At 58.9% G+C, this 15,968-nt stretch carries 10 protein-coding genes; 5 read left to right on the top strand and 5 right to left on the bottom strand.

What is annotated here, in order from left to right:
• A complete protein-coding gene (locus ACTQ0H_RS02635; protein ID WP_441547747.1) occupies positions 1-4,593 on the bottom strand; it encodes a hypothetical protein in 4,593 nt (1,530 codons plus the stop codon).
• A gap of 339 nt (positions 4,594-4,932) precedes the next feature.
• Here ACTQ0H_RS02635 and ACTQ0H_RS02630 point away from each other — a divergent pair, with 339 nt between their 5' ends.
• The 3 genes from ACTQ0H_RS02630 (at position 4,933) to ACTQ0H_RS02620 (ending at position 10,362) form a co-directional block, all read left to right on the top strand.
• Entirely contained in the window at positions 4,933-7,872 is a 2,940-nt protein-coding gene (locus ACTQ0H_RS02630) for a DEAD/DEAH box helicase (RefSeq protein ID WP_441547746.1), read from the top strand.
• Between the two features lie 132 nt (positions 7,873-8,004).
• Entirely contained in the window at positions 8,005-9,129 is a 1,125-nt protein-coding gene (gene serC / locus ACTQ0H_RS02625; RefSeq protein WP_441547745.1) for a 3-phosphoserine/phosphohydroxythreonine transaminase, read from the top strand.
• Positions 9,130-9,198: 69 nt separating this feature from the next.
• Positions 9,199-10,362: a phosphoglycerate dehydrogenase gene (locus tag ACTQ0H_RS02620; protein ID WP_154515718.1), complete on the top strand. Its 1,164-nt coding sequence runs from the start codon at positions 9,199-9,201 to the stop codon at positions 10,360-10,362.
• Positions 10,363-10,709: 347 nt separating this feature from the next.
• On the opposite strand, the gene ACTQ0H_RS02615 is transcribed toward ACTQ0H_RS02620, so the two are convergent.
• Complete coding sequence (locus tag ACTQ0H_RS02615) at positions 10,710-11,516, bottom strand: hypothetical protein (RefSeq protein WP_441547744.1); 807 nt, start codon at positions 11,514-11,516, stop codon at positions 10,710-10,712.
• Between the two features lie 397 nt (positions 11,517-11,913).
• Here ACTQ0H_RS02615 and ACTQ0H_RS02610 point away from each other — a divergent pair, with 397 nt between their 5' ends.
• Entirely contained in the window at positions 11,914-13,134 is a 1,221-nt protein-coding gene (locus ACTQ0H_RS02610; RefSeq protein WP_441547743.1) for a M20 family metallopeptidase, read from the top strand.
• Positions 13,135-13,173: 39 nt separating this feature from the next.
• Positions 13,174-13,863, top strand: a complete 690-nt coding sequence (locus tag ACTQ0H_RS02605) for a DUF1015 family protein (protein WP_441547742.1) — start codon at positions 13,174-13,176, stop codon at positions 13,861-13,863.
• Between the two features lie 127 nt (positions 13,864-13,990).
• Here ACTQ0H_RS02605 and ACTQ0H_RS02600 read toward each other — a convergent pair whose 3' ends face one another.
• The 3 genes from ACTQ0H_RS02600 to ACTQ0H_RS02590 form a co-directional block, all read right to left on the bottom strand.
• Positions 13,991-14,626 (bottom strand): histidine phosphatase family protein, encoded by a 636-nt coding sequence (locus ACTQ0H_RS02600; RefSeq protein WP_441048236.1) that lies wholly within the window; start codon positions 14,624-14,626, stop codon positions 13,991-13,993.
• Between the two features lie 17 nt (positions 14,627-14,643).
• Entirely contained in the window at positions 14,644-15,186 is a 543-nt protein-coding gene (locus ACTQ0H_RS02595; RefSeq protein ID WP_441547741.1) for a histidine phosphatase family protein, read from the bottom strand.
• 80 nt (positions 15,187-15,266) lie between these two features.
• Positions 15,267-15,938 (bottom strand): nitroreductase family protein, encoded by a 672-nt coding sequence (locus tag ACTQ0H_RS02590; protein ID WP_441547740.1) that lies wholly within the window; start codon positions 15,936-15,938, stop codon positions 15,267-15,269.
• Between the last annotated feature and the right edge of the window lie 30 nt (positions 15,939-15,968).

Genomic DNA, 15,968 nt, shown 5'->3' with positions numbered 1-15,968 from the left:
CTATTGGTTGTTTTTGATATACAGCTCGCGCAGGTATTCTGCGTTCATCCTTTTGCTGAGCATGACCATGTCGAGGTCCTCGTTGTAGAACAGCCCCTTGTCCTGGACGGCTCGGTTAATATCGGCTGCGGTTATTACGACGCCGTAGTCATCCTGGAACGCATCGATCAGGTCCCCCACCTCGATAGGCCCCTTTTGCCTCACGACGTATTCGACCGCGTCGCCCGACGAAAACGCCCCCTCCTTGCGACAGAACATGTAAACTCCGCTAAAGCGGGTACGCCTTATTTGCTCATGAGCCAGGCCGTACAGAACGATTGAGTCATAAAACGTATTGTCAAAACCACATTCATCGACCACGGCATGGAGCTTATGCATAAAGCCCTGCTTACGCAGGCTCGTCACCGTAAACGGCACGTCAGGCTCTGTGCAGGCAAACAGGGAATACGCGTAGCTGCCCAGGTCAATACGTCGAATACCTGTCGATTCGTTCAGGCGCTTGAGCGAAATAAACGAATCGTGGTTGCACTCGATAAAGGTAAAGTTGCGCAGCAGCGGCGTAATGGCATTCCTAAAATCCGGATGGTTGATGACCTCGTCGCCAAAGCCCGGGGAACCGTAGGCAAAGCTGTCGCGCGACATAAGCAGGTTCGTAAACGACTGACGCAGGTCCACGCCTTCCTTGACTATCAGGTCCCTGGAGATTTCCAGACCAAGAGGCGCCAGTGACTGATCGTTAATGAGTCGCCCGGATGCGGTACCAAACTTGGCAGCAAAACTCGCTGCGACATACGGTAGCGAGACGTAGTCCTCGGTCACCATATCTTTGATGAACTGCTGCTGCTCGTCCGTAAGGTTGCTCTCGACATACGAGTAGCGGCCGTTGCGCAGATATGCGTTCATGTCGCGCAGGTAGTTGCCGCGGACCGTCCTCGTTTCCACGCAGTACTTGTCAGCATAGCGCTGGGCAAACTCCTCGCGCGATAGCTCGGTGCCCGCATCTCGCAGCACATCGAGCATTTGGTTTTTACGGTCCGTTTTGCCGAGGCGAATCAGCGGCATCGAGCCCATTTCCAAGCCGGGCACCGAACCCGGACGCACAAATGAGCGGATAATCTCGTAGAGCTCCTCGTCGTCGCGAACGTCGTAGAGGTCACACAGCTCCTGATTCTCGCGTAGGATGAGGCCCGCGCCGCACTCGATATTGCGCCCCACGGCGAGCGTCAGGATCTGACGCAACTCGGACGTAAAGCGACTGTCGACCTTGTAGGCGCGGATCTTATTGGCGCGCGCCACCAGGAACATGTGCGTGCCACGCAGCTCGTTAAGACATCTGATGTCCTCGGAAGGCAACGAAAGCATCTGTTTGTAACCGCACTTGTTGTCTTCCAAAAACAGCTGGTACCTGTTGCGGAAATCTTTAAGGTCGTGATACTCATCAACGGCTCCAGACTCGGCAAAGGCACGCAGCGCGGCACCGCGCGTGGAGAAGTTGCCCAGTTTTTTACGCGCGATCTGCTCGAGCTGGGAGGTGTTGTCCCTCTCGACACTTACGGGCGTTCGGAGCACGCCGGCAGAAGAATGACGATTCAGCTGCGCCGCCCTATCACGCCATTCCTGCGGCAACGAGTGATCATTGGCGGCAAGGCGGAGGCTAAACTTGTTCGATACCTTAACGGCTTTCAGGTAGCCAAAAGTCATCGGGGATGCCTGCGTGATCTTGCAGAACGCATCCTCGGTAAGGTCATAACGCTGGTACAACGGGGCGAATTTGTCCTCATCGAGGTGCGGCCGATTGCACAGCAGGTCGGCACGACGCTGGCGAAGCGGACCAAGACCGGCGGGCTTGTGCGGGTAATCCATAAGCGGCTTATCGCTAAAGATCCAGCGTAACAGGCTGGCATCGTCGGCGGGCAGCAACGCCAGCCACGCCTCGATGGACATGGGGCCTTTGCCGGTGAGGTCTTCGACCTTGCTGGCGAAGGGCTTTGCCGGTTGTACCGGAGCCGGGGCGGGGGTAGTAACGGGCGCGGGCGTGGGTGCGGGCGCGGAAGCAGACTCGGGCTCAGGCGTCGACGCGACAGCCTGCTCTGCAGGCGCGGACTCCTCCTCCACCGGCTCGTCGGCGCTTTCGGTTTCTATGCTCGCCAAGTATGCTCGAACCACATCGCAAACAGTCGGTGCAAGGTCCTTATCGGCCGCAGCATATTTAAGCGGAATGGTACCCTGCCCATACACGCGCTTCATATACAAATAGGAAGGCTGCGCGGTGTTCGTCAGCTGGTAAAAATCCTCGGCGGTCAGCTTATACGCATGGAAGAGCGGACCAAAGGTATCGATGTCAAACGTCGGACGACCCGCCATAAGAACATTGTAGCGCTCACGGATTTTCCAAGCAGACTTAGCAAGGCTATCCATCCAGCGAGCCGGCTTGTCATCGATGAGCATATAGCCCATCAGGATGCGGTCCTGGTATGCGAGATCCGTGAACCATCTATTGAACTTTACAATGTCCTGGCCCACGGCAAGCTTAAGCACCTGTTCCAGCGTAAGATCTTGCACCAGCGGCTGCTCAGACTCGTGAGCGGACTGCGCTTCAAGCGCTTCCGTCTGAGCACCCACCTCGCCGCCCGGTTGAACCTCATCGACCGACGTAATAACGTCGTCTGCCGAATTTGCATTTTCGCAGTTAGATTCCGTATTGCTGGCCTCAATATCTTCTTGATCCTGAGGCAGCTCAAAGTTCAGACGCTCAAACGTTTTTACCGCTGCACTAAAGGCGGGATATTCACTTTTAAGACTCGCGAGCGCCGAATTGACAGCGTCCTCTTCGTTAGCGCCCGTCGCAAGCCTACCCGCCAGCCTGGTACAAAAGAGTAGACGGAACGAAGGCTCGTTTACGGCAAGGCCTTCGCGCTGCAGACGGTTAATGGTATCCCTGACAAGACGGTTAACTGCCTCGACGCGCTCGAGCGGCGTGCCAGCGGCTGGATACCAGCCCCCTATTGCAGCCAGACGGGCAAGTTCCATTTCGTCTTTGGTTTTTCCCAGCTGCAAACGACCCGATGGCCACTCATTTAAAGCATCGATAATCGAACCAACCTCAGAAGATGTGAGGCCGCTTCTCCGTAACGCCGTAGCATTGTAGGTGAGCAGCGTAGGCAGGTCGTAGATTTTAAGGGTCCATTTTAATTTACGCTGAATTGCCGGAGTAATCGAAAGGTTCCACAGCGAAAGCGGCGCGCCGCCACTCGTATACACCGTGCTAAGTGTTTCGCTAATCGGTCCTTTAATGTTCGCGTAGGCACGGTAATCACGCCCAATGCTGCGCAGATTACCATAGATGTCAAATGTCAGCCTCGCATTGCCCGAGAGTCTGCCGAGCTCTGGCGCCTGCGCGCGATACTGCGGAGATAGCGGCAAAGCATAGGCGGTAAGATGCTTTTCGAAAGCAATGCGTAAGGTCTCGTCCTCAGCCTTGCCCAACTTGCGCACAAGGCAAAACACATCGTGAATCTCATGCTTGTCGAGAAAGGCAACCTGGGTCTCGGTATCAAACACACAGCGCGGGTCGTCCCAGCCGCTCAGGTACTTGGGACGCTCGAGCTTTTTAACGGCGTCCTCGGAAGGCTCAAACTTAGATGCAGCCATGACGCCGGGCTCAAGTTCGAGCTCTGGTTCGGATTCAGAAATGGGCGCAATCTCGGCTTCGGGGTCCGCGACGGTCACGGTCTCTTTAATGGATTCGGGTTCAGACTCGAGCACAAGCGCGGGCTGCTCGAGCTCGGTGGCGGCCTCGGCCTCAAGGCTATCCGAGAAGGAAATAACCAGCTGCTGCGGCTCGGAAGACAGCGTGAGCCTGGGACACTCAGGCTGCACCGGCTCCTGCTGCTCGACTTGAGCCGGCTCCTGCTGCTCGTCCGCCACCTCTGCAGGCTCCGTCGGCGACTCGTATCCCATGAGAGACAGACCGTCGGCCGGCTTCTTGTCATACGAAACACCCACGGCAACAGGGATAGGCCAGCTGCGCCCATTAACCTTCAACTGCACAAGGGTCGAATCTGCACGCAACGAAATGGGACCAAAAGCCATTGGTGCAGGGTCCTCAGGAGTAACGGATTCAACCGCTTCGGCCTCTGCAATATCGGCCTCGTCGGCCCACGGCGCCGCCGCCGCGCGCTCAAGTGTCTCAGGCTCTGTGGCTTCGGGCTCTTCGGCATCGCACTCAACGGCCTCAGGCGCAGCCTCTTCAGACTCAACGTTTTCGTCATCAACAACGGTGCCGTCAACGTCCTCGTCCCCAGTGTTTTCGCCCTCGGCACCTTCGCTTTTAACAGCCTCAAGCTCAATGGCATCAGCAGCCACCGGCTCCCCTGCGGGTTCCGCCACCTCCTTGGCCGCTCCGGGCGCCATGCTGTACTCGCCGTTGGCGTATAAAAGTTCGCCACCTATAACTAGTTGGGCTAGTGCACGTTCGTATGAGTCATTGATGGTGCGATACACGCTCGAGCGCACCAGCGCTTCGTGCAGTGGGGTATCGGCCTGCGCGACCGCATCCAGAATGAGCGACTCGTAGTACGCGTCTACGTCCATTGAAATGTTTGTTGTACTCACAGCATTGTTGTCCATACAGAAACGACCCCCGATATTCCCCAAACAACCCACTAGCTGTATTGGAAAAAAGGAAGAATTATGCCAATGATTACTTCATACGCCACTTGCGAACGTTTTTGTTTAGCAACATTTTGTTGTGCAATAAATCAACTGTGCATATGCAGATGAGCGGTAGTTTTAATCGGTGAACGGCGATCGCGCACGCCTGAAGGCCCTTTCATTTTCCTTGGCACCAAGGCAATTAAAATGGACCTGTCGCGCGGTCACGCCGCGCGCCTCACGCGTCTCAACTTGTCCGCACATCTTCAGGAGTCCGTAATGGCAAGACCGTTTAGCCCCAGCGAAGCAAAAGCCGTCGTCTCGAAGGCCCAGGAGCTATTGGGCGATATCGAGGTTATTTCGAAGGCCACAATATACGGACCCGACAACTTTAGGAACGCGATCGCTCAAGCCAAAACGGACACGCTAAACAAGGAACTTCGACGGATTAAAATCGCCGACCTTCAAACACCGGCGAGCACGCAAAAGAAGTTGGCAGATCAGAAGATCAAGACGGCATACGACCTCTACTGTCGTGGCGAATTTGCAGAAGACGACCAACACGTTAAAAAGCTCGTACGCGTGGCGAATGAATGCGCCGACGCAATCCGCAAGCTCTATCGACCCAAACCGAAGAGTACCCATATGCGCGACGCGCTCTTTTTAGCCGCCCGCTACTATAAGTCCGCCTTACTTGCCGAACTCTACGAATCCGCAATACGTGACGCCCACGACATTCCGAATGCCTGCGGCCTTGTAGGCCAAAACAGTGGAAGGCTCCGCTGGCTTCTGCTGAATGCCACCGATAAGCAGACGACGGAAGCGGCGTATCGACGCCTCGTGCAATTTACAGACAACTCCAATAGCAAGTTTATAAAAGATGGACGTCTTCAGGCGAACAGTATCCTCGGCATGGACCCAAGCATCCCACTTGGACCGGAAACCAAGCAAAGGGCCGTAAGGGTTATCGCCGAGGACGCCGGCGAGAACCTTTTCTCATCCGACGCTAAGCCCAACAGAAACGAAATTGAAGCAGCGGTCTATGGCGCCGAAGGCAAAATTCCCGAGCGCGCGATTACCAAACTGGAAGAAAAGCGTAGGCGCAGCCAAAACCAAATCCGTAAACAAGTAGACAAGGTCCGCCACGCCGACGCTCAGCGCTACGTTTCGGAGCAATCGGTCGACATGCTTAAAGATCTAGTTCCAGGCGTTCGCGTTAAGTGCCTTAAAGACGCCGGGTACACAACGCTCGGCAAGATTATGTACGGAAGATTGCGCGGGCGCGAAAGGCAGCCCTGGGACAACTATGACCAGCGTTGGGAACTAAGCAAGATTAACGGCATTAGCGAAAATGCTGCCGGCAGAATTGTCGATGCCATTGAACAGCAGGTCGACATGCTTGCCAAAAGCGGCAAGATAAAACTGACCCCTGACAATAAAAAGCCAGAGGACACGGCACTTCTCCAGGAAGTCTATAAGTACTTTGAGCTCGAAGATCTGCTCAGCGAGGCCAAGGCTGCGCTCGCGCGCATTACCGAAGAGCTTTCGGAGCTGCAAGGCCAGATTCTGCCGGCGCTCGATGCGTACACCTGGCTCTTTTACAAGGATCGCGACACGGTTTACGGCGCGTACGAAAAGCTCAACGATCTTATCAACGGCGCAGAGCTCGAGAAGGTCAATGGCTATGCGAGTCAGAGCCTAATCGAGCCGGACGAAAAGACCGTGTGGAAACTCTTCGGGGCCGATCCTATCCGCGTGTATAACCTGCTCGAAAAGCTAATTCCCGAGGCGTTTTCTTCGACTTCCAACGGATATGGCCTGCCGGAGAAGCTCGCCGACCAGATTAAAACGACGTCGTTCGATACCACGGGCCTTAAGTGCGAACTCCGTACATACCAGACATGGGGCGTCCGTTACATCTTGCACCAGGGCAATGCGCTGCTGGGCGACGAGATGGGTCTGGGCAAAACCGTCCAGGCCATCGCCGTGATGACCGCACTCAAAAACAAGGGTGCCAAGAAGTTCTTGGTCGTTTGCCCTGCTAGTGTTCTCGAAAACTGGGTGCGCGAGGTGCACAAGCACAGCGACCTTACATGCATTAAAATCCACGGGCCCGCGAAGGATCTCCATGCAAGGACATGGCTGGCGGGGCTGGATGTGGGCGTCACCAACTATGAGAGCACAAGCTATATTGAGCTGGACCCGTCAGTGAAACTCGACCTAGTCGTAGTCGACGAGGCCCATTACATTAAAAACCCGAGCGCCAAGCGAAGCATCAACACGCTCAACTTGTGCAAGCAGGCTAAGCACGTGTTATTTATGTCGGGCACGCCGCTCGAGAATAAGGTCGACGAGATGATCGGGCTTGTGTCGCATCTCAACAAAAAGGCTGCGCGTGAAGCGGGCAAATACGCCAGCAGATTTAGTTCGGCGGGGTTTAGAGATGCCCTGGCACCGGTTTATTACCGCCGCAAGCGCGAGGACGTGCTCTCGGAGCTGCCCGACCTTATCGAAAACAGCGAGTGGTGCCAGATGGGATCTTCGGAACTCCAGCAGTACTACCTAACCCTGCGGATGCGAAACCCGATGCAGATCCGACGGCTGTCGTGGAACGCCCCAGACCCCAGCGACTCGTCCAAGCTCAAACGCCTGCGCGAGATTGTCGCCGACGCCAAGGACGAAAACCGCAAGGTCATGGTATTCTCGTTCTTCCACGACACTATCGACGTGGTGCGCTCGGCGTTTGGAAGTGCGTGCTACGGCCCCATCAGCGGCTCTACCCCACTCAATAAACGCCAACAGATTATCGACTCGTTTGACGCGGCGCCCGCGGGCTCCGTCCTGGTGGCGCAGATTCAGTCGGGCGGCACGGGCCTCAACATTCAGTCGGCAAGCGTCGTCGTGCTGTGCGAGCCGCAGTACAAGCCCTCGATCGAAAACCAGGCCATTTCGCGCGCGTACCGCATGGGCCAGTCGCGCAATGTACTGGTCTATCGTCTGCTGTGCAAGGATACGATCGACGAGCGCATCATGTCGATCCTCGAGCGCAAGCAGGGTGACTTCAATGCCTTTGCAGACAAGTCCGCCGCCGCTGAAGCCGACATGCAAAACGAGCTCGAGGTCAAGCAAGAACAGCTCAACGCCATGTTCGACGAAGAAATCAAACGCCTGGAGAGCCTGATGCCATCGCTCGCAGACCTGGACTTGCCGGAGGAGTAGGCCCTCTCCCCCATGTAACCATCCTGTAAATCATAGCGGCGCAGTCGAGTTTTACCGTGATGCGGTCGCGCCTGGCGCTCCACTGTGCTAAAGTATCCCGAACGTTCAAACGACTACGAGGGGAACTAGAAGATGGCACGTGTGCACAACTTCTCAGCTGGCCCGGCCGCGCTGCCTACAAGCGTGCTCGCCGAGATCGCCGACGAGATGATGGACTACCGCGGTTGCGGCATGTCCGTGCTCGAGATGAGCCATCGATCTAGCATGTACCAGCAGATCATCGACGACGCCAAGGCAACCCTGCGCCGCCTGCTGAGCATCCCCGACAACTACCGTGTCCTGTTTTTGCAGGGCGGCGCCACGCTGCAGTTTGCGGGCATTCCCATGAACCTCATGCGCCGCGGCCGCGCCGGCTACGTCGTGACCGGCAACTTCGCCAACAAGGCGTACAAGGAGGCCGCCAAATACGGCGAGGCCGTGCTGCTCGCGAGCTCCGAGGACACCAATTTCGACCGCATTCCCGCCATGGCCGACATAAACGCGCGCATTGCCGCCGAGGCCGCGGGCGACGGGCTCGACTACGTCTACATCTGCCAGAACAACACCATCTTTGGCACCATGTACCACGAGCTGCCCGCTTGCGGCGATGTGCCGCTGGTCGCCGATGTCTCGAGCTGCTTTCTGTCGCAGCCGCTCGACGTTGAGCGCTACGGGCTCATTTACGCAGGCGCGCAGAAAAACGCCGGCGCCGCGGGCGTGACCGTGGTTATCGTGCGCGACGACCTCATCGCAGATGGCCCCGCCTTTGCGCAGACGCCGCAGTACCTGGACCTTAAGACCCAGGCCGCCAAGGGCTCCATGCTCAACACGCCCAACACCTTTGGCATCTACGTGTGCGGCAAGGTATTCCGCTGGGTGGAGCAAGCCGGCGGACTAGCCGCCATGGCCGAGCGCAACTGGGCCAAGGCCAACCTGCTCTATGACCTGCTCGAGCACAGCGAGCTGTTCCATGGCACCACGCAGGCTGGCAGCCGCTCCATCGCCAACGTCACCTTCCGCACCGGCGACGCCGATCTCGACGCGGCCTTTGTCGCAGGCGCGGCCGAGCACCAGATTCAAAACGTCAAGGGCCATCGCCTGGTGGGCGGCATGCGCGCGAGCGTCTACAACGCCGTAACCATGGAAGACGTGCAGGCACTGGCCTCGTACATGAAGGACTTCGAAGCGCAGCATAGTTTGAGTCCGCGATCTAACTAGCCCGCAACCCGCGGGCCGACCAGCCACTTCAAACCACTTGTTATAAACAAACCCGCTAAGGAGTTTTTCATGCGCAAGATCAAAACCATCGACGACATAACCAAAGACGGCAAGGTCGAGTTTGGCGAGGGCTACGAGTTTGTGGGCACCGCCGAGGAGGCCGACGCCATCCTGATGCGCTCCACCGACCTGCACGGCTACGAGCTGCCCGAGGGCATCCGCGCCATCGCCCGCTGCGGCGCCGGCGTCAACAACATCCCCATCGAGGAGTACGCCAAGAAGGGCGTCGTCGTCTTTAACTCCCCCGGTGCCAACAGCAACGCCGTCAAGGAGCTCGTCCTGGGCATGCTGGTGCTCTCGAGCCGCGGCGTGGTGCAGTCGATGAACTGGGTGCGCGACAACGCCGACGACCCCGAGATTCAGGTCGATGCCGAGAAGGCCAAGAAGGCCTTTGTGGGCCGTGAGCTCAAGGGCAAGCGCATCGGCGTCATCGGTCTGGGCAACGTGGGCTCCAAGGTCGCCAACGCCTGCGTCGACCTGGGCATGGACGTCTACGGCTACGATCCGTTCATTTCCGTCGAGCACGCATGGGTACTGAGCCGCGAGGTGCAGCGCGTGGGCACGCTCGAGGACCTCTGCCGCGGCTGCGACTACCTCACCGTGCACGTGCCCAGCAAGGCCGACACCATCGGCATGATCAGTACCGAGCAGATCGACCTGCTGGCCCCGGGCGCCGTGCTCATCAACTATGCGCGCGAGACCATCATTGACGAGGACGCCGTCGACGCAGCCCTGCGCGCGGGCAAGCTGAGCTGGTTTAGCTGCGACTTTGCCACGCCCAAGACGGTCAAGATGCCCAACACGTTTATCACCACGCACTCGGGCGCCGGCACCGGCGAGGCCGAGGCCAACTGCGCCGATATGGCCATCAGCGAGCTCAAGGATTACCTGGAGAATGGCAACATCGCGCACAGCGTCAACTACCCCGCCTGCAGCATGGGCAAGGCGCGCGCCGCAAGCCGCATTGCCTGCCTGCATGCCAACGTGCCCAACATGATCGGCCAGATCACGGCGATCCTGGCCAAGGACAACGCCAACGTGCAGCGTATGACCAACGAGTCCGCCGGCGAGAACGCCTACACCATGTTCGACACCGACGAGCACCTGGACAGCAGCACCATCGAGGCGCTCAAGCAGATTCCTTCGATGTATCGCGTACGCGTGATCAAGTAGCGTCGGCGCCAAGCCTGCCAGACAAGCCACGAAGTCTATTCGCCCCCGTTTTAACGAAATGGGGGCGAATTTCGTTGTTCCCGACGGCTGGAAAAGTGCTACCCAGAATAAGTTTTTTCGGATAATCGACAGTCATGCCCAAATCACTGAGCGCACCTACTCTGATAAACAGCTTTATCAGTGGTTTTAGTAGGTAAAAATCGATCTCTATATGCCAAATTTAAGTTGACTGTCCATTTTCCGAAATAACTTGTTCTGGGTAGCGTTTTTAAAGCCTATTTCAAAGAGCAACTGAAGCCTTTTCGCAACCAAACCCTAGCTCACGCGACCGTTTTCCACCCGCACGGCTACATTCCCGCCCAATCGATAAAAATCTCCTCACGAAGCCGCCGTTCGAGCTCCTGCTGCCGCGGCGTCTTGTCTTTCAACGGCACATCGAGATAGGACATGATGAGTTCCATCACCACGCGGAAGGCATCGGAGTCGACCAGCTGACCATAGGTCATCAGAACGACAGGATATCCCATCGCTTGAAGGGCCGTCGTTCGATCGGAGTCCGAGATCTTGGATTCTATGGATCCGTGAATGGCTTTACCTTGGCATTCAACCAGGCACTCTCTGCTGCCGTCCTTATTTGACAGCAGGATATCGGCGTAGCGCCTATCAAGCCCCGAAATCAGGCGGGCGCTGCGCGTCATGCGAATCTCGACGTTATTGGTAAGGCGCAGCCCTTCGCCGCCGCGCAACCTCGTAAGGCCAAACAGCATCGAAGCCTGGACCTCGAGCGGCGATGCCACAACCCCCGTAATGCATTTCGCGGCACGCGTGAATGATTTAGCACCGCGGAGCCCCTGGATCTTATCGACGTACTCGGTTAGTTCAGAGAGCTCAATCAAGGGCGGTCGTTTCCACAGGTCCGTTGGATTCCCCGAGGCATCCTTTACGTTTTCCCAGCCCAACCGTGCGTCACCCCACCGGCTCCCATATGCCTGCTCAAGCGCCGACTTTACCTGAGACGCAATCTTGCACACGGCAAAGGTGCCGCACATCTCATACATGCACATGATCAGGCGCTCATTTGAGACCGAGGAAGCCATGGTCAGCAGGGTAAAGAGCGGGGACGCAACATCAAGGCCAAACTCTGTCTGTCGCACGGAGCCAAACGGCCTCTCCCCGTTCCAAACGTGCCTGACAATACGGCCGCCCTTACGCCCGCAGCCGCCCCGCGCCAACACGTGTAACGGGGTGCCCAGGAAATGCTTGACAAGCGGGTGCTCACAAAGATGCTCCCTGCGCGGATCGTCCACAGAATCAGGCAGGTCCGGCATTATTGCCAAGACCTGCGGAGGTATCCGGTGATACCGAAAGGCAGATATGTCGCACAGCATGTCATCCATGAAGGATACGTACCCATTGCGTCATTTGTGAGCCTGCCCGGCCGCCAAACGCGATGGCTCGGCCTGCGAACGGTTAATACTGCTACGCACACGTCGCGAATCCTCCAGGTGGCTTACAATCGGTTTTGGAAGCAAACTGATTGTGAGGTTTCGTATGGTTGATGAGAACTTTGCCTGGGGGCTTACGCAGGAGCTCGTGAAGATTGATAGCTCGGACCCGGGCGCCTACGAAGGCGAGATCGAACACTTCATTAAGAGGCTCATTGAACAGCAGCTGGCGCAGCTTGATAGTTCTGCGCTCGATGCCGTGCAGATTGCAGAGCTCGAAGTACTCCCCGGGCGCCGCAACCTTATGGTCACCGTGCCGGGTGTGAGCGACGAGGCGCGACTCGTCTACATCTGCCATATGGATACCGTCACCCTAGGAGATGGCTGGAACGCGGACACACCGCCACTCGGGGCGACCGTGCGAGACGACAAACTCTATGGCCGCGGCGCCTGCGACATGAAGGGCGGCCTGGCCTGCGCCATTGCCGCACTGGTCCATACGCTCGAGCGCGTGGCGGCAGAGGGCGAGCTGCCCCACCGCGGCTTCTCGCTTATTTGCTCGGTCGACGAAGAGGACTTTATGCGCGGCTCCGAGGCCGCCATCGATGCCGGCTGGGTCGGCTCGCGCGAATGGGTGCTGGACACCGAGCCCACCGACGGACAGATTCAGGTGGCGCACAAAGGTCGCACGTGGTTCGAGATCGAGATGACCGGCGTCACGGCGCATGCGAGCCAGCCCTGGAAGGGAGCGGATGCCGTCGCCGCCATGGCCGAGGCCGTCTGTGCGCTGCGCCATGCGTTCGCGGCGCTGCCCGTGCATGATGAGCTGGGGCCTTCGACCATCACGTTTGGACAGATCGAAGGCGGCTATCGCCCCTATGTCGTGCCCGACCGCGCCAAGGTCTGGGTCGATATGCGCCTGACACCGCCGACCGATACGGCCGCCGCGACGCGCATGGTAGAGCAGGCCATCGCCGATGCCGAAGCCGCAGTCCCCGGTTGCCATGGAAGCTATACCGTGACAGGCGACCGCCCCGCCATCGAGCGCGATCCGGTCTCTCCCCTTCTAGCCGCGCTCAAGCGTGCCGCTGATGACGTGACTGGCGCGGACACGACCGTCGGCTTCTTTACCGGCTACACCGACACTGCCGTCATTGCCGGCAAGACGGGTAACCGCAACTGTATGAGCTATGGCCCAGGCTCGCTCGCGCTCGCGCATAAGCCAAACGAGCATGTGCCCCATGCCGATATCGTTCGCTGCCAGCGGGTGCTGATCGCGCTCGCCGACAACACGCTCTGGGGCGCGAATAGCCAAGTTGGGGCATAATAAGCCGCGAACAAACCGACTCGCGCGTTAGGACTGTCCATGAAAGCTCTTCCGTTTCCCTGCATCCGCCCGGCTCAGGACCGTGCGCTCGAGGCGCTGCCTGCGATGGACAGCATTCTGAGTAACAACGAAGCCCTGCGCGGTGCGATTGCCGATGGGCTCATGCTCAAGGATCCGGGTGCGGCGTATTACGTGTACGAATGCTCCGGAGAGCCAGGGCGCGTGACGGGCGTTGTGGCAATTTGCCCGGTTAACGTGCTGACGGGTAGCGACGAGGCCGCCGCCGAGAGCGTCGACGCACTCGGCGCCGCGCGCGCGATCACCGAGCTCAAGGTGCAGCCGCGCCCCGTGTCGCTCGCCTACGAGGCGTCGCCCGTCATGGATATCATACTGGGCGCCGCCAAAGAGGGCGCGTCGCTCTATGCCGTCACCGATCCCGCCGGCATTACGCATCGCGTATGGGAAGTCAAGCGCGAGGACGCCGTTGCCGCCATCCGAGCCATGCTCGATCAGGCACCGGAGCCGGCGCTGGCCGATGACCCCGCCTACGCTGCCGCGCTGGCAGGGGCGTCGCAGTTGCTGGCCGATGAGGCCCGCGCAGCCGGCACCTACACGGGCAAAGAGCCGTTCAACTTTACCGTGGCCGTGCTGTTCCCCGCCGCGCAGGTCAGCGGCGGCGCGCCGCAGGTTCCGACGGGTCTGCTCACTCACCAGATCTCACGGTTCTAACGGGGCCTAAACGCCCAGCACAAAGACTCGTCAGCTCAACAAGCAAGGGGCGGGGATACATGCGCATGCATCCCCGCCCCTTTCGCATCAAACAATTATGTCGGCGATCCGAATCGCCGCGCCCGCGCTACCCACGCCGCGGGCCCGCTGCCGCCACGAGCGGCTCTAGCCCCAGCTCACGCGCGTAATCCTCCTGCGTAAAGACTTCGACCAGTTCAAACGTATCGGTTGCATCGTCAAACGCAAAATGCAGAACCGAGCAGTTGCCCGGCACGCGCTCGCGCTCGTCGGCCGCCGCTCCCCTAGAGTGGTCCAAAAACTCCTTGATGGCCGAGGCATGGCTCACCGCGAGCACGCACGAATGGTCCGGACGTCGCATAAGATCGGTCAACGTCGTCACCATGCGCTCACGTACCTGCATCTGGCCCTCACCGCCAAACTGACGATAAAAGTCACGCCACGGACGCTCGGGCATCAGCATCACGCGCTCGGCCTCAAAGTCGCCAAAGAACCACTCGCGCAGGCCATCCAGACGCTCGTAGGCAAGGCCCGGCCACAGGCTGGCGATAGTCTGCTCGGTGCGGTGCAGCGTCGAGGTGTAGGCGTGATCGGGCTCAACGCCACGCGCACGCAAGAACATACCGGCACGCGCCGCCTGCTCGCAGCCCAACTGCGTGAGCGGCGAATCGCTCCATCCCTGAATAATGCGTTTAAGGTTGAATATTGTCTGTCCATGACGGACCAGATACAGATCTTTGTTCATAGGGGTCCTTTCGTTCGTTACCAATCAAGGAGCGAAAACGCCCCGTCGCAATAGCCAAAATGAAGCACGGCACCGTTGTCGGGCTGCTCTCCCCCGCCGATCACGCATCTAAGAAACTCCTGGCAGGCAGAGCCATGAGAGACCGCAAGCACGCGATCGTGCTGCGGTCGGGCCATAATACGGGACAGCGCCGCGACCATGCGCGCCCGAAGCTCGCCTTCCGACTCGCCACCAAAGGCCACCGGATAATCGCCCCAGGGCTGCGGCGGCATATCGCGATTTGATGTGCCCTCCAGCGTGCCCAGGCGCCACTCGCGCAAATCATCGACCGGCTCTATGGGAAGATCCTCGCCAACGATCAGCTCGGCCGTGTGGCGCGCCCGACCCAACGGAGACGAATACGCGTGGTCAAAGGAGATGCCACGCGCCTCAAACGCCGCGCGCGTCGCCAGTGCCTGCTCGCGCCCGCGCTCCGTGAGCGGCGAGTCTTGCCAGCCCTGCAAAATGTTCTGCACGTTAAGCTCGGTCTGCCCATGCCGAACCAAATACAGATCGGACACACGCCCTCCCCTCGCACCACTACAAAGGGGACAGGCACCTTTGTGGTGGTTTGCCGCCGGATCGCGCCGCAACGACGCAACTACACCAGCACGTCGGCAAGCGGACGCTTGGGCACGTGATGCACCTGCGCCTCGTCGCGCCAGTAATTAATAGAACCGTCGGGGTTGGAATCGATCGCGTCGATAACCTGGGTCTCGGCCGGCACGCCAAAAGCCATGATCAGCTTGAGCTCGTACTTGTCGTTATCGAGCCCCATCGCATCGATCGCGCGGGGCGTAAAGGCCTTGAACATGCAAGCCGCCACCTCGGGCGTTGCGCTGCGCGCGGCGAGCATCATCGTCTGAGCCGCGATGCCCGTGTCGACCTCGGTGATAGGCGCGGCGGGTTTGCCGGGAACGGTGCGCTCGGCAAGAATTGCAATGTAGCCGGTCGGACGCTCGCCCTCGGCAGGACCCGGCCAGTCCTTGAGCGCCCCGGCCCATGCGAGCTCGTCAAACACGCGAGCGCAGTCCTCGGCACCGCTCACCACATGAAAACGCAAGCGCTGAGCATTGGCGCCACAGGGGACCAGGTGCGCCAGCTCTGCCAGCTCGAGCAAAAACTCGCGCGGCACGCGCATGGACTCGTCAAAACGGCGGCATGTGCGGGCGCGACGGACCAGCGCATCAAACGCATCCAGGCCAAGCTTTTCGCAACCCTGCTTTGCCATCGACTCGACGCTCGACGGCACCACGGGAACTGCTTCGTTCATAGGGACCCCCAAAAAGCCAATTGTTCTTAG

The sequence above is a fragment of the Collinsella sp. LCP21S3_A3 genome (assembly GCF_052118905.1).
Classification (GTDB): Bacteria; Actinomycetota; Coriobacteriia; order Coriobacteriales; family Coriobacteriaceae; genus Collinsella.
Note: the sequence above shows the minus strand (reverse complement) of the source record. Positions and strands in the feature narration are given on the sequence as shown.

What these genes read in the sequence shown, in the direction of transcription:
- ACTQ0H_RS02610 (WP_441547743.1), top strand. Translation starts at nt 11,914, where the DNA reads ATGGTTGATGAGAACTTTGCCTGGGGGCTTACGCAGGAGCTCGTGAAG.
- ACTQ0H_RS02620 (WP_154515718.1), top strand. Translation starts at nt 9,199, where the DNA reads ATGCGCAAGATCAAAACCATCGACGACATAACCAAAGACGGCAAGGTC.
- ACTQ0H_RS02600 (WP_441048236.1), bottom strand. Translation starts at nt 14,626, where the DNA reads ATGAACAAAGATCTGTATCTGGTCCGTCATGGACAGACAATATTCAAC.
- serC (WP_441547745.1), top strand. Translation starts at nt 8,005, where the DNA reads ATGGCACGTGTGCACAACTTCTCAGCTGGCCCGGCCGCGCTGCCTACA.
- ACTQ0H_RS02635 (WP_441547747.1), bottom strand. Translation starts at nt 4,593, where the DNA reads ATGGACGTAGACGCGTACTACGAGTCGCTCATTCTGGATGCGGTCGCG.
- ACTQ0H_RS02605 (WP_441547742.1), top strand. Translation starts at nt 13,174, where the DNA reads ATGAAAGCTCTTCCGTTTCCCTGCATCCGCCCGGCTCAGGACCGTGCG.
- ACTQ0H_RS02590 (WP_441547740.1), bottom strand. Translation starts at nt 15,938, where the DNA reads ATGAACGAAGCAGTTCCCGTGGTGCCGTCGAGCGTCGAGTCGATGGCA.
- ACTQ0H_RS02630 (WP_441547746.1), top strand. Translation starts at nt 4,933, where the DNA reads ATGGCAAGACCGTTTAGCCCCAGCGAAGCAAAAGCCGTCGTCTCGAAG.